The 19,352-nt window shown below is 67.4% G+C and carries 19 protein-coding genes and 1 tRNA gene; 8 read left to right on the top strand and 12 right to left on the bottom strand.

Going from position 1 to position 19,352, the window contains the following annotated elements; genetic code table 11:
• The first annotated feature begins 17 nt into the window (after nt 1-17).
• Nucleotides 18-1,250 carry a CaiB/BaiF CoA transferase family protein gene (locus AC06G6_RS01540; protein ID WP_479825701.1) on the top strand — a complete coding sequence of 411 codons (1,233 nt, stop codon included), beginning with the start codon at nt 18-20 and terminating at the stop codon, nt 1,248-1,250.
• Nucleotides 1,251-1,252: 2 nt separating this feature from the next.
• The gene (locus AC06G6_RS01535) at nt 1,253-2,782 is read left to right on the top strand and encodes a carboxyl transferase domain-containing protein (RefSeq protein WP_479828813.1); all 1,530 of its coding nucleotides are present in this window, start codon (nt 1,253-1,255) and stop codon (nt 2,780-2,782) included.
• Between the two features lie 72 nt (nt 2,783-2,854).
• Here AC06G6_RS01535 and AC06G6_RS01530 read toward each other — a convergent pair.
• A tRNA-Lys gene (locus tag AC06G6_RS01530) sits at nt 2,855-2,927 on the bottom strand.
• Between the two features lie 214 nt (nt 2,928-3,141).
• Between AC06G6_RS01530 and AC06G6_RS01525 the strand changes: the two genes are divergently transcribed.
• Entirely contained in the window at nt 3,142-3,798 is a 657-nt protein-coding gene (locus AC06G6_RS01525; RefSeq protein WP_307457915.1) for a hypothetical protein, read from the top strand.
• A 191-nt stretch (nt 3,799-3,989) separates the two neighbouring features.
• Here the strand turns inward: AC06G6_RS01525 and AC06G6_RS01520 are convergent, their stop codons facing one another.
• From AC06G6_RS01520 to AC06G6_RS01505, 4 genes are read right to left on the bottom strand one after another with little or no spacing between them, the layout of a single operon-like run.
• Complete coding sequence (locus tag AC06G6_RS01520) at nt 3,990-4,412, bottom strand: arsenate-mycothiol transferase ArsC (protein ID WP_479825698.1); 423 nt, start codon at nt 4,410-4,412, stop codon at nt 3,990-3,992.
• Nucleotides 4,409-5,098 carry an arsenate reductase ArsC gene (locus tag AC06G6_RS01515; protein ID WP_479825696.1) on the bottom strand — a complete coding sequence of 230 codons (690 nt, stop codon included), beginning with the start codon at nt 5,096-5,098 and terminating at the stop codon, nt 4,409-4,411. The genes AC06G6_RS01520 and AC06G6_RS01515 overlap by 4 nt, the downstream gene beginning before the upstream one ends.
• The gene (locus AC06G6_RS01510; protein ID WP_479825694.1) at nt 5,098-5,514 is read right to left on the bottom strand and encodes an arsenate reductase ArsC; all 417 of its coding nucleotides are present in this window, start codon (nt 5,512-5,514) and stop codon (nt 5,098-5,100) included. Before AC06G6_RS01510 ends, AC06G6_RS01515 begins: the two co-directional genes overlap by 1 nt.
• 54 nt (nt 5,515-5,568) lie before the next feature.
• On the bottom strand, nt 5,569-6,243 hold the full coding sequence (locus tag AC06G6_RS01505) for an arsenate reductase/protein-tyrosine-phosphatase family protein (protein ID WP_479825692.1): 675 nt from the start codon (nt 6,241-6,243) through the stop codon (nt 5,569-5,571).
• 45 nt (nt 6,244-6,288) lie between these two features.
• Here AC06G6_RS01505 and AC06G6_RS01500 point away from each other — a divergent pair, with 45 nt between their 5' ends.
• From AC06G6_RS01500 to AC06G6_RS01490, 3 genes are all read left to right on the top strand, one after another.
• Nucleotides 6,289-7,032, top strand: a complete 744-nt coding sequence (locus tag AC06G6_RS01500) for an aquaporin (protein ID WP_479825690.1) — start codon at nt 6,289-6,291, stop codon at nt 7,030-7,032.
• 99 nt (nt 7,033-7,131) lie between these two features.
• Nucleotides 7,132-7,749: a DUF47 domain-containing protein gene (locus AC06G6_RS01495; RefSeq protein WP_479825688.1), complete on the top strand. Its 618-nt coding sequence runs from the start codon at nt 7,132-7,134 to the stop codon at nt 7,747-7,749.
• A 1-nt stretch (nt 7,750) separates the two neighbouring features.
• Entirely contained in the window at nt 7,751-8,767 is a 1,017-nt protein-coding gene (locus AC06G6_RS01490) for an inorganic phosphate transporter (protein ID WP_479825686.1), read from the top strand.
• A gap of 71 nt (nt 8,768-8,838) precedes the next feature.
• Here AC06G6_RS01490 and pstB read toward each other — a convergent pair whose 3' ends face one another.
• The 4 genes from pstB to pstS all read right to left on the bottom strand — a co-directional run bounded on the left by pstB (nt 8,839) and on the right by pstS (nt 12,977).
• Nucleotides 8,839-9,618 (bottom strand): phosphate ABC transporter ATP-binding protein PstB, encoded by a 780-nt coding sequence (gene pstB / locus AC06G6_RS01485; protein WP_307457891.1) that lies wholly within the window; start codon nt 9,616-9,618, stop codon nt 8,839-8,841.
• Between the two features lie 55 nt (nt 9,619-9,673).
• Nucleotides 9,674-10,783 (bottom strand): phosphate ABC transporter permease PstA, encoded by a 1,110-nt coding sequence (gene pstA / locus AC06G6_RS01480; protein ID WP_479825684.1) that lies wholly within the window; start codon nt 10,781-10,783, stop codon nt 9,674-9,676.
• Nucleotides 10,784-11,716, bottom strand: coding sequence for a phosphate ABC transporter permease subunit PstC (gene pstC / locus AC06G6_RS01475; RefSeq protein ID WP_479825682.1), 933 nt, complete (start codon nt 11,714-11,716; stop codon nt 10,784-10,786).
• A gap of 142 nt (nt 11,717-11,858) precedes the next feature.
• Complete coding sequence (gene pstS, locus AC06G6_RS01470; RefSeq protein ID WP_479825680.1) at nt 11,859-12,977, bottom strand: phosphate ABC transporter substrate-binding protein PstS; 1,119 nt, start codon at nt 12,975-12,977, stop codon at nt 11,859-11,861.
• Between the two features lie 254 nt (nt 12,978-13,231).
• On the opposite strand from pstS, the gene AC06G6_RS01465 reads away from it, so the two are divergent.
• Both AC06G6_RS01465 and radA read left to right on the top strand, forming a co-directional pair.
• Nucleotides 13,232-14,359, top strand: a complete 1,128-nt coding sequence (locus tag AC06G6_RS01465; RefSeq protein WP_479825678.1) for an FUSC family protein — start codon at nt 13,232-13,234, stop codon at nt 14,357-14,359.
• Between the two features lie 63 nt (nt 14,360-14,422).
• Nucleotides 14,423-15,796 carry a DNA repair protein RadA gene (gene radA / locus AC06G6_RS01460; protein ID WP_307457884.1) on the top strand — a complete coding sequence of 458 codons (1,374 nt, stop codon included), beginning with the start codon at nt 14,423-14,425 and terminating at the stop codon, nt 15,794-15,796.
• A 103-nt stretch (nt 15,797-15,899) separates the two neighbouring features.
• On the opposite strand, the gene AC06G6_RS01455 is transcribed toward radA, so the two are convergent.
• The 3 genes from AC06G6_RS01455 to AC06G6_RS01445 all read right to left on the bottom strand — a co-directional run bounded on the left by AC06G6_RS01455 (nt 15,900) and on the right by AC06G6_RS01445 (nt 18,926).
• Complete coding sequence (locus AC06G6_RS01455; RefSeq protein WP_479825675.1) at nt 15,900-16,901, bottom strand: sugar phosphate isomerase/epimerase family protein; 1,002 nt, start codon at nt 16,899-16,901, stop codon at nt 15,900-15,902.
• A gap of 86 nt (nt 16,902-16,987) precedes the next feature.
• Nucleotides 16,988-17,512 (bottom strand): isopentenyl-diphosphate Delta-isomerase, encoded by a 525-nt coding sequence (gene idi / locus AC06G6_RS01450; protein ID WP_479825673.1) that lies wholly within the window; start codon nt 17,510-17,512, stop codon nt 16,988-16,990.
• 448 nt (nt 17,513-17,960) lie between these two features.
• Nucleotides 17,961-18,926 carry a sugar phosphate isomerase/epimerase family protein gene (locus tag AC06G6_RS01445; protein WP_479825671.1) on the bottom strand — a complete coding sequence of 322 codons (966 nt, stop codon included), beginning with the start codon at nt 18,924-18,926 and terminating at the stop codon, nt 17,961-17,963.
• Between the last annotated feature and the right edge of the window lie 426 nt (nt 18,927-19,352).

Genomic DNA, 19,352 nt, shown 5'->3' with positions numbered 1-19,352 from the left:
AACAGAGGACTGCCACTATGAGCACTGAACCAACTTCCCGCACCGAAGGTCCCCTGTCCGGCTACCTTGTCGTGGACCTGAGCCGCGCCCTCGCCGGGCCGCACGCCGGCATGATGCTGGCCGACCTCGGCGCCCGCGTGATCAAGGTCGAGAATCCCGGCACGGGGGACGATACCCGCGGCTGGGGGCCGCCGTTCGTCGGGCCCGAGGACGATCCGCAGGCCACGTACTTCCTGTCCTGCAACCGCAACAAGGAATCCATCGCCCTGGATTTGAAGAGCGATGACGGGAGGACCGTCCTGCGCGAACTGCTGGGACGCGCCGACGTCGTCATCGAGAACTTCCGCCCCGGCGTGCTGGACCGGCTGGGCTTCTCCGCCGCGCAAATGCACGCGCTGAACCCGGCCCTGGTCGTGCTGTCCATCACCGGCTTCGGGCACGACGGCCCGGAATCCCGGCGCAGCGGCTACGACCAGATCCTGCAGGGCGAGGCCGGGCTGATGTCGCTGACCGGGTCCGGCCCGGACGACCCCCAGCGGGTGGGCGTTCCCATCGCCGACCTGCTGTCCGGCATGTACGGGGCGTTCGGAACCCTGGCAGCACTGCTCGAGCGTGAGCGGACCGGGCAGGGCCAGATCGTCCGCACGTCCCTGCTGGCGGCGCTGATCGGGGTCCACGCCTTTCAGGGCACCAGGGCCACGGTCGCCGGTGAGGTCCCCCGGGCCCAGGGAAACCACCACCCCTCCATCGCCCCCTACGGGTTGTTCCACTGCCGGCAGGGCCGGGTGCAAATCAGTGTGGGCAGCGAAAAGCTCTGGAACACCTTCGCCTCCACCTTTGGAATCGACGCCGCGCGGCCGGAATTCGCCAGCAATGCGGACCGGGTGCGCAACCGCGAGAAGGTCATCGAAGAGATCGAGCAGGCGTTCTCCGATTTCGAGGCCGAACCCCTGCTGGCCAAACTCAACGACGCCGGCATCCCGGCCGGCAAAGTCCGCACCCTGGACGAGGTCTACGAGTGGGAACAGGTCCATTCCCAGGGGCTCGTGATCGACGTCGAGCACAAAATCCTGGGCACCGTGAGCCTTCCCGGCCCGCCGCTGCGGTTCTTCACCGCGGCCGACACCGCAGAAACCACACTCAAAACGCACCTCGCACCGCCCCTGCTGAACCAGGACGGGGACAATATCCGGCAGTGGCTCGGGCTTTCACCCACCCGGGGCGCCTCCCCGGACCAGGAGGGCCAGTGACCGTGCGTGCCGAACAGAAGGCCCGGCACCTGGACGCAACCGAACTCATCGCCGCCGTGTTGGACCCCGGCTCCTACCGGAGCTGGGATGTTCCGGTAGCGGACCCTGACCCGGGTCCGGAGTACCGCGCGGAACTGGCGGCCGCCCGCGAAAAGACGGGCCTCGACGAGTCCGTCCTGACCGGGGAAGGCCTCATCCGCGGCCGCCGTGTTGCCGTGATCGTCAGCGAGTTCCGCTTCCTCGCCGGTTCCATCGGGCTGGCGGCGGCCGAACGCATCGCCAGCGCCGTCGAACGGGCCACGGCCGAAGGGCTCCCGCTGCTGGCGGGTCCCGCTTCCGGGGGCACCCGCATGCAGGAAGGGACCCTGGCGTTCCTCTCCATGGTCAAGATCACCGCGGCCGTCCGCGCCCACCGGCAGGCCGGGCTGCCGTACCTCGTCTATCTACGGCACCCCACCACCGGCGGCGTCATGGCGTCGTGGGGATCCCTCGGGCACATCACCGTGGCCGAACCCGGCGCCCTGCTGGGCTTCCTCGGGCCCCGTGTCTATGAGGCCCTCCACGGCACGCCGTTTCCGGAGAACGTCCAGGTGGCCGAAAACCTCTTCGACAAGGGGCTCATCGACGCGGTGGTTCCGCCCGGGCAGCTGTCCGACGTCGTCGACCGCGCGCTCAGCATCCTGGTCACCGGCCCGAACGCCCACGCCGTCCCGCCGCGCACCCTCGCGGTGAAACCGTCCGGTGCCAGCGCCTGGGAGTCCATCGGGATCTCCCGGAACCCGCAACGCCCCGACCTGCGCCAACTGCTCGCCCACGGCGCACGCGACGTGCTCCCGCTCAACGGCACCGGCCAGGGGGAAAAGGATCCGGGCCTGCTGCTGGCACTGGCCCGCTTCGGCCAGAAGTCCTGCGTGGTCATCGGGCACACCAGGCCCCGGCCCTCCCGGCAGACGGCCATGGGACCGGCGTCGCTCCGGGAGGCACGGCGGGGGATGCGGCTCGCCGAGGAACTCGGCCTGCCGCTGCTCACCGTCATCGACACCGGAGGAGCAGCCCTGTCAAAGGAAGCCGAGGAAGGCGGGCTGGCTGGTGAAATCGCCAGGTCCCTGCACGACCTGATTGGGCTGCAAACGCCCACGGTGTCGGTGCTGCTCGGCCAGGGAGCCGGCGGCGGCGCCCTCGCCCTCCTACCGGCCGACCGGACCATCGCGGCCCAGCATGCCTGGCTCTCCCCGCTGCCGCCGGAAGGCGCCAGCGCCATCGTTCACCGGAGCACCGACTTTGCCCCCGCCATGTCCGATGCCCAGGGCGTCAACGTGGCGTCGCTCTACACCAACGGACTCGTTGACCACGTCGTGGACGAACGCAGCGACGCCGCGCTCGAGGCCAAGGCGTTCTGCCAGCGCCTCGGGCAGGCCATCGAGTACGAACTCTCCACCCTCTCGTCGGCTCCCGTGACCGAACTGCTGCCCAGGCGGCTGCACAAATACCGGCACCTTGGCGGCCTTGTCGTCAGCAGCGGCGTCTTCTAGGGGGTTCTCGACCCCGGAAGCGCTTAAAAAGAAGCAGGCCAGAGGCAAAATGCCTCTGGCCTGCTCCGCGGGTGGGCCCTGTGGGGATCGAACCCACGACCCACGGATTAAAAGTCCGATGCTCTACCAACTGAGCTAAAGGCCCCAGCCGAGGCCCCGAAACAACGGATAAATCCGCTGTTCAAGGGCTGATCAGCCCAGTCCATTTCTGGACGTTAATACTGTACCCCAGACCGGGGCCTGTTTTGCGCACGCGGCGCGGACGCCGCCGTCGTGCGCGGGGACCAGGGCCCCGAACAGGCCCGGCGCCGCCGGTCCGCACGCTCGATTCCCCGACAGCACTGGAGTAGCGTGGTGGCATGAGCGAGCAAGCAGGATCCAGCGCCCCAGGACCGCACCGGCACCACAAGCCGAAGCCCTTCGCCCCGATTGACTTTGAGCCCTTCGCGGGCGGGGCCGATCCTGCCCGCATCTCCGAGGCCGCCCACCTCGCCGCCCAGGCCCTCGTGCGCCGCGGACGCGACAGCGACGACCCCGTAGTGACCAAACGGCTCGTGAAGCTCGCCGATGAACAGGGCCTGGAAGCCATCGCCGAGATGTGGGCCGAAAGCCCGGCACGCTCGCTCCCGGGGGCCCTCTGGCGCCTGTACGCCATTCGCGCAGCCACCATCCAGGACCCGGAACGGATCTCCGTCTACTTCAAGGCCGGCAAGGACACCGCGCAGGTATCCCATGTGGTCGCCGGCGCCGCCGAGCCGCCCGGGGCGGACGAGATGAAGTCGATGGCGGACGCCATCCTGTCCGGAGCGTTCGACGGCGAGTTCGACGTCGCGCTGGAACGTTCCGCCGCGTTCTGCCGCGTGGTGGCGCTGGGCCAGGCCACCCTGGCCGACGGCGCCGAGCACAGCAACGAGAGCCACGCGAGCAAGCTCACGCGCAATTCGCACCTCCTCGTCAAAACCGCCGAGGACCTCGAGCACGCCGCCAACGCCTGGCGCTTGGGCGAACTGGACTGAGGTCCCCCGCGTGCCGCCGGACCCCGGCAGGCACGCCGCCCGCGGACTGTCAATGTTGACTTGTCCCCGGTCACGTAGAAAACTAAAGGCGGTGCCGAACCGCGAAACCCCCGGGCTTCAACATCTAGCCGCCTAGAGCGGCCTACCGCCGAGAGGCGTCTCCGGTTCGGCACCATTTTCATGCCCTGCGGTCAGTTGCCGGTGAGCTCCGCATGCAGCGTTCGGACCCTGGCCCCGATGTCATCCCGGACCAGCCGCATGCGTTCCATGCCTTCGATGCCCCGTTCGGACGGCTCGTCGGTATCCCAGACCTCAAGCCGCTTGCCCGCGGGGGCGTGGACCTTCGCCTCGGTGCCCAGGACGATCACGACGTCGACCGCGTCCAGGACTTCGTCGGTGACTGGTTTCGGGTGTTCGCCGGTGATGTCGATGCCGAGTTCGGCCAGCGCATCCACGGATTGGGGGTTCAGCGACTGGCCGGGTTTGGTCCCGGCGGAGTGCACCGTGACGGTTCCGTGAGCGAGCTTGTTCATCAGCCCGGCGGCGAGCTGGGATTTTCCGCCATTCTTGCTGCAGACGAACAGGACGCTGGGCGTTCTCGTGGTCTCGGTCATGCGTTGGCTTCTTCCTTATCTGGGTGGGGGTTGTTAAGCAGTGAGGCTGCGAGCGCTTTGACCCGGTCGTGGATCTCGTCGCGGATGATCCGCACGGCAGCGACGGGCAGGCCGGCCGGGTCCGCCAGTTCCCAGTCCTCGTAGCGTTTGCCCGGGTAGATCGGGCAGGAATCGCCGCAGCCCATCGTGATCACCACATCCGAGGCGCGCACGACATCGTCCGTGAGCGGCTTGGGGTAATCCCTGGTCAGGTCCAGACCCATTTCGGACATCGCCGCGACGACCGCGGGATCCAGTTCGGCCGCCGGCAGCGAGCCGGCGGACCGGACGCGGATCCTGCCCTTGGCCTCGACGGTCAACAGCGCGGCGGCCATCTGCGACCGGCCGGCGTTCTGCACGCAGACAAAGAGCACCTCAGGGACCTCGGAGGCGACAGCCCCCTTGGATTTCGCCAGCGCGGTAAGGCGGTCATTGGCAAAGTGCTCAGTGGTGGCCGGAAGGTGGGCAGTGATCTTCGCGGTCCGGGCCATGGCCGTGTACGTCTCGAAGACGTAGCGTTCGACGGTTTCGGCGGCAAAGATGCCGGCGAACTTGGCGGTCAGCCGGCTGCTGATGCGGTGCAGCAGCGCGGTAGGCTCCTGCAGCCCGCGACTGGATTCGTAGCGGGGGTCGTGTGGTTCAGTCATCACAGCTCCCCCAGGGACGCGATCAGGGCCTCGATGCGGGTCTTGATGTCGTCGCGGATCGGGCGGACGGACTCGACGCCCTGGCCGGCCGGGTCCTCAAGTTCCCAGTCCTCGTAGCGCTTGCCCGGGAAAATCGGACAGGTATCGCCGCAGCCCATGGTGATGACGACGTCGGACTCCTTGACGGCCTCGGTGGTGAGGACCTTGGGAATCTCGGCGGACATGTCGATGCCGATTTCTGCCATGGCCTCGACGGCGGCCGGGTTGACCTTCTCGGCGGGCTGGGAGCCGGCGGAGCGGACCTCGATGGCGCCCCGGGACAGGGTGGTGAGGAACGCGGCGGCCATCTGGGACCGGCCGGCATTGTGGACGCAGACGAACAGTACGGATGGCTTCTTGGCGGTTTCGGCGGTCATTCGGGTCTCCTGGAAACAGTTGGGTGACGGGTCATGGCGGACAGTGTGGATCAGTCAGGCAGCGAGCACGCGGGGCGCGAGGTCATGGATCCGGTGGGTGATGTCTTCGAAGGCCTCCTCGAAGGCTTCCTCGGTACCCAGGCGCAGCGGATCCCGCACCGACCAGTGCACGCCGCCCAGTCCGCCCAGTTCCTCATGCGCGTTGTCGCAGACGGTCACCACCAGGTCCCCCTCCCCCGGCAACCGGTCCAGCCTTCGCGGAGCAAGGTCCGCGAGGTCCACGCCGTGGCGGCGGGCGACCTCAATGGCACCTGGGGCGATGCGGTCCGCGGGATGCGTTCCCGCCGACGTCGAGGGGATTTCGCTGACCTGCTGCCAGAGCGCGGCGGCCAGCTGGGAGCGTGCACTGTTCCGCGTGCAGACGAACAGAACACGGCGGGCCGCGTGTTCGGCCCCCGGCACCAGGCCCTCCAGGGCGCCGGCAGCAAGCCGGATATAGCTGCGGCGCCTGTCCGCTTCGGAGCGGTGGCGGATCACCAGTCCCGCCTCTTCCAGCGAGCGCAGATGGTGGGAAAGCAGATTCGACGGCATCCCCAGCTCCGCCTGCAGCTCCGTTGGGGAGTAGTCCCCAAGGGTCAGCAGATCAACCATGCGCAGCCGCGCAGGATCGGCGAGGGCCGCATGCTTGGCCACCCGCGCCCGAAAGCCCGCCGCTGTCTCAATATTCATTGATTCAATTTTGACTGAGTTAATTCTTTCGGTCAAGCTGTAGCCATGACTTCCAACCAGCCGCCGTTGTGGCGCCGTGCCATCGCCGAACTGCTCGGCACCAGCGTGCTCGTGACCATCGTCGTCGGCTCCGGGATCGCCGCGCAGCAGCTCTCCCCCAATGACGTTGGCCTGCAGCTGCTCCAGAACAGCACCGCCACCGTGCTGGGCCTGACGGTCCTGATCCTGGTGCTCGGACCGGTGAGCGGCGCGCATTTCAACCCCGTCGTGTCCATTGCAGACTGGATCCTGGGCCGGCGCAGCGGCACCGGCCTGACCCTGCCGGAGCTGGGCGCCTATGCGGCCGCCCAGACCGTGGGCGCGGTCAGCGGCAGCGTGGTCGCGAACGCCATGTTTGAGGTGGGCACGTCCATCTCCACCAAGGAGCGGGCAACCACGGGGCACCTGCTGGGCGAGGTCATCGCGACCGCCGGGCTGGTCCTGCTGATCTTCGCCCTCGCAGCCACCAAGCGTGGCGCCCTCGCCGCACCGGCGGTGGGCGCCTATATCGGGGCCGCATACTGGTTCACGTCCTCGACGTCGTTCGCGAACCCGGCCGTGACGGTCGGGCGCATCTTCAGTGACACCTTCGCGGGCATCGCACCGGCCTCCGTTCCGGGATTCGTCGTCGCCCAGCTGGTCGGCGCGGCAGTGGGCCTTGGCCTCCTCCTCATCCTGTTCCCCTCGGCGGCCCGGGCCGCAGACGACGTCGTCCTGCCGCACAGTGCCGAAAGCACCAGTTCGAGGTGACGCTGGCGGTAAAGTAATTCTCAGGCGCGGGTCACCCCCAGCACAGATGCCCGGCCGCCACCGCCCGTGCACCTCCCTCCCGAAGACCGGTAATCACACGTGAAGCTGCGCCTTTTCCCCCAGGAGCCCGCCGGGCTGAATCTCCTCGCCCAGCTGGCAAGCCAGATTGTGCTCGCCACGGGCACCCTGTCGGAGATCCTCGGCGCCCCGGCCACTGAGAATGCCCGGCTGGTGGAGGACATGCACAACCATGAGGCCAAGTCCGCGGAGCTGCACTTCGCCCTGCTGACCCACATGCGGACCTCGTTTGTGAACCCGCTCCCCCGCGAGGACATGTATGCCCTCTCGCGGTACCTCAACGAGGCGATGGAAAAACTCGACGCCGCCGCGGACATGGTGTCGCTGTACAAACTGGACCGGCTGCCCAAACGCGCCGCGGACCAGCTGGAAATCATCAGCAGGCAGGCCGAGCTGACCGTGGACGCCATGCGGCGGCTGGACAACCTGGACGATCTCGAGGACTACTGGATCGAGGTCCTCCGCCTGTCCAAGCGCGCTGAACGCTCCCATCGGGTCTGGGTGGCGGACATGCTCAACGAGATGAAGTCGACGCGGTACGCACGCACCCGGGACATCGCCGAGCAGCTGGTCGACGTCACCAGGGACCTGCGGAAGGTCGCGACACAGGTGGGCAGCATCATCGTCAAGGAATCCTGACGTGATCATCTTCCTGTTTGCCCTGGTGGTGGTCTTCGCCGGGGCATTCGCCTTCCTCAACGGCTTCCGGGACGCCTCCGCGGCGGTGGCACTGGCCGTCCGGACCCGGGCCCTCACCCCCACCGTCGCAGTGCTGCTGGCCGGGTTCTTCAACTTCATCGGCGCCGGGCTCAGCGCCGCCCTGGCCCTCACGGTCAGCCAGGCCTGGGTGCAGCTGCCCGCGGGCGAGAACGGGCTCACCATCCTGCTGGCGGGCCTGGTCAGTGCCGTGCTGTGGGGAATCTACACATGGTGGCGGGGCATCCCGTCGTCCTCGACGCATGCCCTCGTTGGCGGGCTGGCCGGCGCCGGCGTCGCGAGCGTGGTTGTCGGCGGGAACGGCGTCGGGGGCGTTGACACGTCCTTGCTCTTCCAGGTCGTGCTTCCGCTGCTGCTCTCGCCGCTGCTTGCCTTCGCGGGCGCCTACCTGCTGGTCTGGCCCGCCACCTGGGCCGCGCGGTATACGCCGCCGAACGTTGTTAACTCCCGTTCCCGGAGGGCCCAGAGCATTGCCGTGGGCGCCGTGGCGCTGGCCCACGGCCTGCAGGACGGCCAGCGCACCAGCGCTGTCCTGCTCCTGGCGCTGCTGGCGTCGGGGCTCTCAGACGGCAGCGAGATGCCCATCTGGGTGGCGCTGTTCACCGCGGTCCTGCTGACCGCCGGGACCCTGGCGGGCGGCTGGCGGATCTCCTACACCATCGGCTACCGGATGATCCGGATGGATCCCCTGCGCGGCTCCGTGGCACAGCTGTTCAGCTCGGCCATCCTGCTGGTGGGCGCCGTCGGCCTGCACTGGCCCATCTCCACCACCCACACGGTCACATCAGCCGTGCTGGGCGCCGGCGCCAACCAGGGGTTTCCGGCCACGAACCGCAAGGTCGTGATCCGGGTGCTGCTGTTCTGGCTGATCACGCCGGCGGTCACCGCGGCAGTCGCGTTTGTGCTGGGCCTGTCCCTGTCACCGCTCGCGGCGCTCTGAAGACCCGTCGACTGCTCCACAGGTGCCCTTTTGAGGGTTCAAAACGGCACCTGTGGAGCAGTCGATGGGGGTTATCCGAAGCGGCCGGAGACGTAGTCCTCCGTGGCCTTCTGGGTCGGGTTGCTGAACATGGTGTGGGTGTCACCGTATTCGATCAGCCGGCCCGGCTTGCCGGTGCCGGCGATGTTGAAGAACGCCGTTTTGTTCGACACCCGGGCGGCCTGCTGCATGTTGTGGGTCACGATCACAACCGTGTACTGGTCCTTGAGCTCGTTGATGAGGTCCTCAATGGCTAGCGTGGAGATCGGGTCCAGCGCGGAGCACGGCTCGTCCATCAGGATGACCTGCGGTTCCACGGCGATGGCCCGGGCGATGCAGAGCCGCTGCTGCTGGCCGCCGGACAGCCCGGAGCCCGGCTTGGCCAGCCGGTCCTTGACCTCGTTCCAGAGGTTGGCGCCCTGCAGGGAGCGTTCCACCAGCACGTCGGCCTCGCCCTTGGACATCTTCTGGTTGTTGAGCTTCACGCCGGCCAGCACGTTGTCGCGGATGGACATCGTGGGGAACGGGTTGGGCCGCTGGAAGACCATGCCGATCTGCGAGCGGACCGTGACCGGGTCGACGCCGGGGCCGTACAGGTTGTCGCCGTCGAGCAGCACCTCACCCTCGACCCGGGCGCCGGGGATCACTTCATGCATCCGGTTCAGGGTGCGCAGGAAGGTGGACTTGCCGCAGCCGGAGGGGCCGATGAAGGCCGTGACGGACTTGGCCTCGATGTTGATGTTGACGTCTTCGACGGCCAGGAATTTGCCGTAGTAGACGTTCAGGTCTTTGACGTCGATGCGCTTAGACATGATGTTCCTTCACTTGCTGGAGGTGCGGGCTGAAGATTTGGGTCCCCGGGCCGGGCTAGCGGCCGGTCTTGGGGGCGAACATGCGCGCGATGAGGCGGGCGCCGAGGTTGAGCACCATCACGAGGATGATGAGGACCAAGGCGGCTCCCCAGGCGCGCTGCGAGGACGGATCCGGGTTCGACGGCGAGGTCGGGTTGAGGATCTGCGTGTAGATGAATGTGGGCAGGGAGGCCATCCAGCCGCTGAACACGTTGTAGTTGATCGAGGTGGCGAAGCCCGCGGTGACCAGGATCGGGGCGGTTTCGCCGATCACCCGGGCGATCGCGAGGGTGATGCCCGAGGCGATGCCGGAGATCGCCGTCGGGATGACCACTTTGAGGATGGTCCGCCATTTGCGGACGCCCAGGGCGTACGCCGCCTCGCGGAGTTCGTTCGGGACGATTTTGAGCATTTCCTCGCTGGAGCGGACCACCACGGGGATCATCAGCACGGAGAGCCCGACGGCGGCGACGGCACCGGTTTTGGTGCCCGGTCCGACGACGGCGAAGAAGAACGCCGCCGCGAAGAGGCCGGCCACGATCGAGGGGATGCCGGTCATGACGTCCACGAAGAAGGTGATGGCGCGGGCCAGCGGGCGGTCGTTGCCGTATTCCACGAGGTAGACGGCGGTGAGCAGGCCCACCGGCACCGAGATGATGGTCGCCATCGCCGTGATCAGCAGCGTGCCGATCAGGGCGTGGAAGATGCCGCCGACCACCGGGGCGCCTTCCTCGACGGTCTTGTTGTCGAAGGCTCCGGTGACGCCGTTCATCGAGGTGCTGAGGAAGCCGGGGTCCGTGAGCCCCGGGAGGCCGTTGACCAGGACCGTCCAGATCACGGAGAACAGGGGCAGCAGCGCAATGAGGAACGCACCGACCACGAGGCAGGTGGCCAGTTTGTCCTTGGCGCGGCGGGAGCCTTCCACGGCGCCGCTCCAGCCGACGAGGCCGATGGCGAAGATGATTGCCGAGACGAGTCCCCAGCCGAGGGCGTTAAAGCCGATCAGGGCTAGGATCGCCGCGCCGAGGACCAGTGCGATGCCGAGAACCAGGTAGGGGGCCCACTTCGGGAGTTGGCCCTTGGTGAGGGCCGAGCGCTTCTTGACGGGGGTCAGGGTGGCGGTCATTTAGTTGGCTCCCGAGAATTCTTTGTGCCGGCTGATAATCCAGCGCGCGATCATGTTCACGCCGAGGGTAATAACAAACAGGACCAGGCCGGCGGCAATCAGCGTGTTAACCTTCAGGCCGCTGGCCTCGGGGAAGTTCAGCGCGATTTCGGCGGCGATGGTCTGGTTGCCGGACTGGATGAGGCTAGCGGTCAGCGCGCCGGAGGACAGCACGAGCGCGACGGCCATGGTCTCGCCGAGGGCACGGCCCAGGCCCAGCATCACGGCGCTGATGACTCCGGGGCGGCCGAACGGCAGCACGGCCATCCGGATCATTTCCCAGCGGGTGGCGCCGAGCGCCAGGGCGGCTTCCTCGTGCAACTTGGGGGTCTGCAGGAAGATTTCGCGGCTCAGCGACGTGATGATGGGCAGGATCATGACGGACAGCACGATGCCCGCGGTCAGGATGGTCTTGCCCGTGGCCGAGGCTGGGCCCTGGAAGATCGGCAGCCAGCCCATGTTGTTGGCCAGCCAGTTGTAGGCCGGTGAGATTTCCTTGGCCAGGAACGCGGCGCCCCAGGCGCCGTAGACGACGGAGGGGATGGCGGCCAGCAGGTCGATCACGTAGCCCAGTCCGGAGGCGAGCTTGCGCGGGGCGAAATGCGAGATGAACAGCGCGACGCCGATCGCGACCGGGGTGGCGATCGCGAGGGCGATGACGGCCGCGATCAGGGTGCCAATGACGATCGGCCAGATGTAGGACAAGAAGCCTTTGCCGCCCTGGATCTCGTCCGGGGAGGCCACAAGGGCGGGGAATGCCTGGATGAGGAGAAATAGCGCTACTCCGAAGAGCACGGCCAGGATCAGGCACCCAGCGGCCAAGGTGGCTGCGGAAAAGACCTTGTCTCCGGCGCGGCCTGCGCCCCGGGACGTGGTCAGGGAGGTGGTGGTCACTTCACGATCCTTCAGATCTTTGTGTACTTCGGACAAACACGCTGGTTCCCTGCCCCGGTGTGGCCGTCGGTGACAGCCGGACCGGGACAGGGAACCAGTTGCAGGCTTGTGTTTCCACTATGCCTGCCAGCGCTAGGGATCCCTAGGATTTGACCTTGATGGACTCGATGGACTTGAGGGTCTTGTCCTGCAGGTCCTTGGACAGCGGCGCGGACTTGGCGGCATCGGCCGCTGCGGTCTGGCCGGCGTCGGAGACGACGTAGGCCTCGAAGGCCTTCACGAGGTCGACGGTCTTCTGGTCAGCGTAAGCGCTGCAGACGACGTGGAAGGAAACCAGCACGATCGGGTAGGCGCCTTCGATGGTGGTCGCACGGTCCAGCTTGATGGAGAGGTCGTTGGCGTTGCGGCCTTCAACCGGCTTGCCGGCGTCGACTGCCTTGGCTGCTGCCTCGGCGGAGATCTTCGTGTAGGACTCGCCCACCTTGATCAGCGCGACGCCGAGCTTGCCGCTCACGGCGGAGTCATCGGCGTAGGTGACTGCTCCGGGGGTGTCGGTGACGGTCTTGACCACACCGGAGGTGCCCTTGGCGTTCTCGCCCTGGAGGGCGGCCGGCCAAACGCCGGAGGACTTGTCGGTCCACACCTCGGGGGCTGCGGCGGCCAGGTAGTCGGTGAAGTTGGACGTGGTGCCGGAGTCATCCGAGCGGTTCACCGGGGTGACCTTGAGGTCCGGGAGCGTGGCGTCCGGGTTCTGGGCGGCGATCGCGGGGTCATTCCACGTGGCGATCTCGCCGCGGAAGATCTTGGCGACGGTGACGGCGTCGAGGTTCAGTTCCTTGATCTCGGGCAGGTTGAAGGCCACGGCGATCGGGGAGATGTAGACGGGGATGTTGAGGGCGCCGTCGGGACCACACTGGGTGGTGGAGCTGGCGTACTCGTCGTCCTTGAGGTAAGCGTCAGAGCCGCCGAACTGGGCGGATCCGTCCAGGAGCGCCTTGCGGCCTGCGCCGGAGCCATCCGGGGAGTACTGGACAGTTGCGCCCTGGTTCGCGGAGGCGAAGTTGGTCTTCCAAACGTCCATGGCGGCACCCTGCGCGGAGGAGCCGATGCCAGTCAGCGTGCCCGAAACCTGGGCGCCGGAAGCGGCGGGGGTGGCGGGAGCGGTCCCGGTTGCGTTGTCCGAGCCGCAGGCGGTCAGTGCGAGAGCGCCGGCTGAGATGACAGCGATAGCCGCGTTGCGGCCGAAGCGGAGTGCCTTCACTTAGATGTACCCCTTCCAGGGATTTTCTGAATGCGTGCCGGGCCGGAGAAGACCGGGCAGGGATGCGTACGGTTTGTACCTTCATTGAATCTAGGTGCCCCAGATGAAGACAATGTCTGACCAAGATGAACGAAGGGTTAACGACGCCGGGACATTGGCTTACATCGGCCGGGCGCCGTTGCGTCAGGTACGTCACAGCCATAGGGGTTCGCGCTATCGGGTCCGCCGGCCCGGCGGCCCATAGACTGGAGCGCATGGCCCCTGCTATTGGACTTTCCGCAAGCGCCCGCTTCCTGCGCGGCCGCGTCCGCACGGGCCTGGTCCGCAGCCGGAATTCCCTGGTGCCGGCCATCCAGATGACCGGCTGCGCCGTCGGGGCCTACGCGTTTGCCGAGTACGTGCTCGGCCACAGCGGCCCGCTTTTTGCCGCCACGTCCTCCCTCATCTCCCTGGGTTTTTCCCGGGACCCCCGGCTGCGCCGCGTGATCGAGGTCGGCCTGGGCTGCACCATCGGCATTGTGGTCGGGGACCTGCTGCTGCACTGGCTGGGCGCCGGGATGTGGCAGGCCGCCGTCGTGCTGCTGTTCTCGATCCTGCTGGCCCGGTTCCTGGACAGCGGCACCATTTTCACCACGCAGCTGGGGCTGCAGTCCCTGCTGGTGGTGCTGCTGCCGGCGCCGGCCGGGGGCCCGTTCACGCGCAGTATCGACGCCATCGTGGGCGGCGTGTTCGCCCTGCTGGTGACGGTCCTGATCCCGAAGGACCCGCGGCGGGAACCCCGCAACGACGTCAAGAAGCTCCTGCACGAGCTCGCCGAGGTCCTGCGCGAATGCGCCTCCGCGCTGAGCTACAGCGACTCCACCCAGGCCTGGCACGCGCTGATCCGCGGACGGAACTGCCAGCCCCTCATCGATGCGATGCGCCAGTCACTGCGCGCCTCCGGCGAGGTGGCCACGCTGGCGCCGGCCTACCGCCGGCACCGGGACGAGCTGGACCGGATGGAGCAGTCGCTGGACTACATCGACCTTGCCCTGCGGAATAGCCGCGTCTTTGCCCGCCGCCTGACCAGCGCGATCAACCATGCGGCGCTGTCCGACGAGGCCACCCAGAACATCGCCGATGTCCTGCAGGACACGGCCGACGCCGTCGACGAACTCTCCCTGGGCCTGGCGGAAGTGCACGACGGCGTCCGCCGCGCGCACCTGCGGACGGCCCGGACGGAGCTGCGCGAAATCGCCGGCCGGCTGCACCCGCGGCTGCTGGACGTGCAGCGGCTGGAGGGCGAAACGGTGGTCATGCTGTTCCGCCCGCTGATGGTGGACCTGCTGGAAGCGGCCGGCGTCGACTCCCGGGAAGCCCGGGACATCCTGCCGCCGCTGTAGCTGCCGCGGCGCGGGAGCGTTCTTGTCGCTGTTCTTGTCGCCAGGCGCGGATAGGGTGGAGCGATGGCTACCAAGACTTCCCGGGCTACCAAGGCGCCGGGCTACAAATGCGCCGAATGCGGCTGGACCACGGCAAAGTGGGTGGGCCGCTGCGGCGAGTGCCAGGCCTGGGGCAGCGTGGAGGAAACCGGCGGTGCCGTGGCGCGCACGACGGCGGCCACCACCGTGCTGGAGCCGGCCCGCCGGATCGCCGAGGTCGACGCCACCACCGCGGCGTTCCTGCCCACGGGCGTGGACGAACTGGACCGTGTGCTCGGCGGCGGGCTGGTCCCGGGCGCCGTGATCCTGCTGGCGGGCGAACCCGGGGTCGGCAAGTCCACCCTGCTGCTGGACGTCGCGGCCAAATTTGCCCGCACCGCGCAGGACGTCCTGTACATCACGGGCGAGGAATCCGCCGCGCAGGTCAAACTCCGCGCGGACCGGATCGACGCCGTCGCCGAATCCCTGTACCTCTCCGCCGAAACGGACCTCGGCCAGGCCCTGGGCCAGGTGGAAAAGCTCGAACCGCGCCTGCTGATCGTGGACTCCGTGCAGACGCTGAGCAGCGCCGACGTCGAAGGCAGCGCCGGCGGCGTCTCGCAGGTCCGGGAGGTCGCCGCCTCCCTGATCGCCGCGGCCAAACGCCGCAACATGACCACCCTGCTGGTGGGGCACGTGACCAAGGACGGCTCCATCGCCGGCCCCCGGCTGCTCGAGCACCTGGTGGATGTGGTGTGCCAGTTCGAAGGCGAGCGCCACTCCCGGCTGCGGCTGCTGCGGGCGGTCAAGAACCGCTACGGCCCCACCGACGATGTCGGCTGCTTCGACCTGAACGAGGACGGGATTGTGGGCCTGGCCGATCCGAGCGGGCTGTTTGTCTCCCGGACCAAGGAACCGGTCTCCGGCACCTGCATCACCGTGACACTGGAGGGGCGCCGCCCGCTGCTGGCCGAGGTGCAGTCCCTGCTGGCCGAAAGTTCCAGCTCACAGCCGCGCCGTGCCACGAGCGGGCTGGACAGTTCCCGGGTGGCGATGCTGCTGGCGGTGCTCCAGCAGCGGGCCGGCTGCCTGCTGAACAAGGACGATTCCTACGTGGCGACCGTGGGCGGCGTGAAGCTCAGCGAGCCCGCCACGGACCTGGCCGTCGCCCTGGCCGTGGCCTCGGCGAAGGCCAGGAAACCCCTGCCGGAGCGGCTGATCGCCTTTGGCGAAGTGGGTCTGGCCGGCGAGGTCCGTCCCGTGCCCGGGATCAACCAGCGGATCCACGAAGCCCACCGGCTGGGGTTCACCCACGCCGTGGTGCCCGCGAGCCCGAACGGCCCGGGCCCGGTGCCGGCCGGCTTCTCCGTGCGGGAAGTCGGGCACCTGACCGAAGCGCTGAGCCTGCTCATCAGCTGAGGCTGCCCGCTGCCCCTGAGTCCGGTGCGCTGCCCGGCTGCGGGCGGCCGGGCAGCGCGGACTTCCGAACCGAATTTGTGCCGCAAACTCCCGGTGGGAAGGGTCAGCTCCTGGTGCTGAAGGCGGCGTCGAAGGAGGTGTTCGACGGCGGGAAGTCGTACTTCTTCAGCGCCGCGAGGGCTTCGGGGGCGCCGTGGAGGCGGTCCATGCCGGCGTCCTCCCATTCGACGGAGATGGGGCCGGTGTAGCCGATCGCGGCGAGGGCGCGGAAGGATGATTCCCAGGGCACGTCGCCGCGGCCGGCGGAGACGAAGTCCCAGCCCCGGCGCGGGTCGCCCCAGGGCAGGTGGGAGCCCATGACGGTGTTCCGGCCGGTGGGGCGCAGCTTCGTGTCCTTGCAGTCCACGTGGTAGATCCGGTCCTTGAAGTCCCAGATGAACGAGACGGGGTCGATGCCCTGCCACATGAAGTGGGAGGGGTCCCAGTTCAGTCCGAAGGCCGTCCGGTGGCCGATCGCTTCGAGGGTGCGGACGGTGGTCCAGTAGTCGTAGGCGATCTCGGAGGGGTGGACTTCGTGGGCGAAGCGGACGCCGCATTCGTCGAAGACGTCCAGGATGGGGTTCCAGCGGTCGGCGAAGTCCTGGTAGCCGGCCTCGATGACTTTCTCGGGGACGGGCGGGAACATCGCGACGTACTGCCAGATGGAGGAGCCGGTGAACCCGACGACGGTGTCGACGCCGAGGGCGCGGGCGAGCCGGGCGGTGTGCTGCATTTCCTCGGCGGCGCGGGTGCGGACGCCTTCGGGGTCGCCGTCGCCCCAGACCCTGGCCCCGACGATGGCCTCGTGGCGGAAGTCGATCGGGTCATCGCACACGGCCTGGCCCTTGAGGTGGTTGGAAATGGCCCAGACCTTGAGGTTGTACTTTTCCAGGACGGCGAGTTTGGCCTCGACGTAGCCGGGTTCATCCCAGCGCCAGGCGTCCAGGTGGTCCCCGGAGACGGCGATTTCCAGGCCGTCGTAGCCCCAGCCGGAGGCCAGGCGTGCGACTTCCTCGAAGGGCAGGTCGGCCCACTGGCCGGTGAACAGGGTGTACGGGCGGGCCATGTCAGGCTCCTTCGAAAGCGGCGGGGGCGGGCACGGTGCCCACCCCATGAATAGTGGAATCTGGAATGGTGGAATTCAGAAGCCCCTTAGAGACTGGGGCTCAGCTCCTTGAGTTGCAGGACGAGCCACGGGCTGAAGGCCCACGGCGCCGACTCGGTTGCCGCGACCAGGCTGGAGATGGATACCCACTGGTACTCGCACACCTCTGACTGTCTCGGTTTTATGGGATCGTTCGTTAGGGCTGTAAAGACAGGGCATAACTCATTCTCGACAATGCCATTCGAATCAACGGCCCTGTACCTAAAGTCGGGCAGGCGCTCCTCCACCTCGAAGAGTTCGAGTCCGAGTTCCCATTGGCCCCTTCGACGGATCGCATCCATCATATTTTCGCCCGGAGCGGGGTGTCCGCAGAAGGAATTCGTCCACACTCCGGGCCAGGCAGTTTTTGCGAGAGCGCGCCGGGTAACGAGCGTCCTGCCCATCCGATCGAAGACGTAGCAGGAAAACGCCAGATGAAGCGGGGTCTCGTGATCATGGATATCCTGCTTCGGTGCCGTCCCGCAGGGCCGGCCGTTTGCATCCAGGAGTACCACCAGCTCCTGATCTGTCATGCCCACCGGACGCGGCATTCGCCCCACGCTTTCTGACTTCCCCCGACTAGTTTAGACATCCGACACCGTGATTTCGTAGGGGTCGGTTCTGCTCACCATTTGTCGACGGTCGTTGCCCTCAAGGCGGAGCCATACCACCGATGAATCGGCTGTAGCGTCTTCCACTTCACCCCGCCGTATGAGCACCCCATTGATCCGGAGTTCGATGGTCCTGCCTATGAGGTTGGACCAGGTTTCATTCACATTGGGGCCCGGCCGGACGGGACGTTCGTCCAGCAGCCCAAGACTTTTCCCTTCGGCGCAAACAGGGTCTGTACTATTCACGGGGCACTTCCTTTCAGGCTGCGAGCTGCGACGCTGGTCAGGTACCGGCCTGAGTGGCGAAAGCCGGGCCGGCTCCCCGGTGGGGGGCGGACCCGGCTTTCACCTCACATGCGAGCGCGTCGTGCTAGAAGCGGAGCGCCCGCAGGTAGTCGTAGCCCACGTCGGCCGTCTGCAGCGGCGTGACGTCAGGCCGGTCGTTCTCGACGATGTATTCCTTCGGGGTGTGCGCCTGGAAGATGCGTGCGAAGTCGATGGCTCCGGTTCCGAGGTCTGCGAAATCACCCGCGGCGTCGCGGTCCTTCACGTGGTACTGCAGGGTCTTTTGCGGAGCCTGCTGGATGGTGTCGATCGCGAACTGGATAGGGTCTTCCGCTCCTACCCCCACGCCGGCGGTCACCGCCCAGTAGAGGTCCACTTCGAGGTGGACCAGTTTCGGATCGAGGCGACTGGTGAAGATGTCCCACGGGGTCAGCCCGCCGCCGAGGTCGGTGGTGAACTCGTGCGCGTGGTTGTGGTAGCCGTACTTCAGGCCGGCCTGGCGGGCAACAGCGGCCTCCGCGTTCATCTGGTCAGCCCAGCGGCGCCAGTCATCTCCGGATGCGGAAACCAGGTACGGCACGTTGATGTGGGTCTGGCCGAGAGTTACAGCGTTGGCGATCTTCGTCTCCAGCGCGGCCGGAGTGGCACTGATGCCGTCGTGGCTCGAGGAGGGGGTAATGCCGAGTGAATCAAGGGTCGAGCGCATCGCTTCTGCGGTGCGGCCGTACAGGCCGGCGAGCTCAACTTTGGTGTAGCCCTTTCCGGCCAGGCTCGCCAGCGTGGCGTCCACGCCGTCGCCGCGCATGATCGAACGCAGCGTGTACAGCTGGATGCTGATGAGTCCGGGCGGAACCGCCCGTCCTGCAGCCCGGGCGGCCTGGGCAGCCGGAGCCGCCACCGCAGCGGTCCCGCCGAAACTGGCGAGGCCGACACCCGCGAGCCCGACGCTCACGCCGGCCGCTGCCGCTCCCCTCAGGAAGTTGCGCCGATCGACCCCCTTCTCTTCCAACGAACGACGAAGGGCGCCGGGGGCATTGAATCCGAAGCACATGTGTTGCCTTTCCTGGCAGTAAATGCGTTCCTCCACCGGCGTTGGCGAAGGGAAGCATGCGAAGCTGCAGCGCAGCGGGTTGTTGAGGGGGCTCGCGCCAGACACGGACCGCAGCCGGGCGGCAACGCCGCCCACGGTTGGTCGCCTCACGCACGGCGTCCTCGCCGTGTGCTTAGCGCTCCGCCGTTGCCGTCGGTCAGTAACAGACGCAATGGGGGCAGGAAATCATGGGTGCAGACGTGGTGCAGGCGTTCGCAGGCATGAACTCCCCGACTTCACGCGCTTTATCCGCGCCTGAAATCCAGGCAGAAAGTGTGGCTTTCAGCCTGACCGGTCGTCGGCGCCTCGTACTCGGAGTAGCGCCGCCGTCGACCGGACTTTGTGGTTTGAGACTAGTCCGGGGTTTTGTTGCCTGTCAAGCAAAAG

This window comes from Arthrobacter sp. CJL-S3 (assembly GCF_056711635.1).
This window is presented reverse-complemented; position numbering and strand designations above follow the sequence as displayed.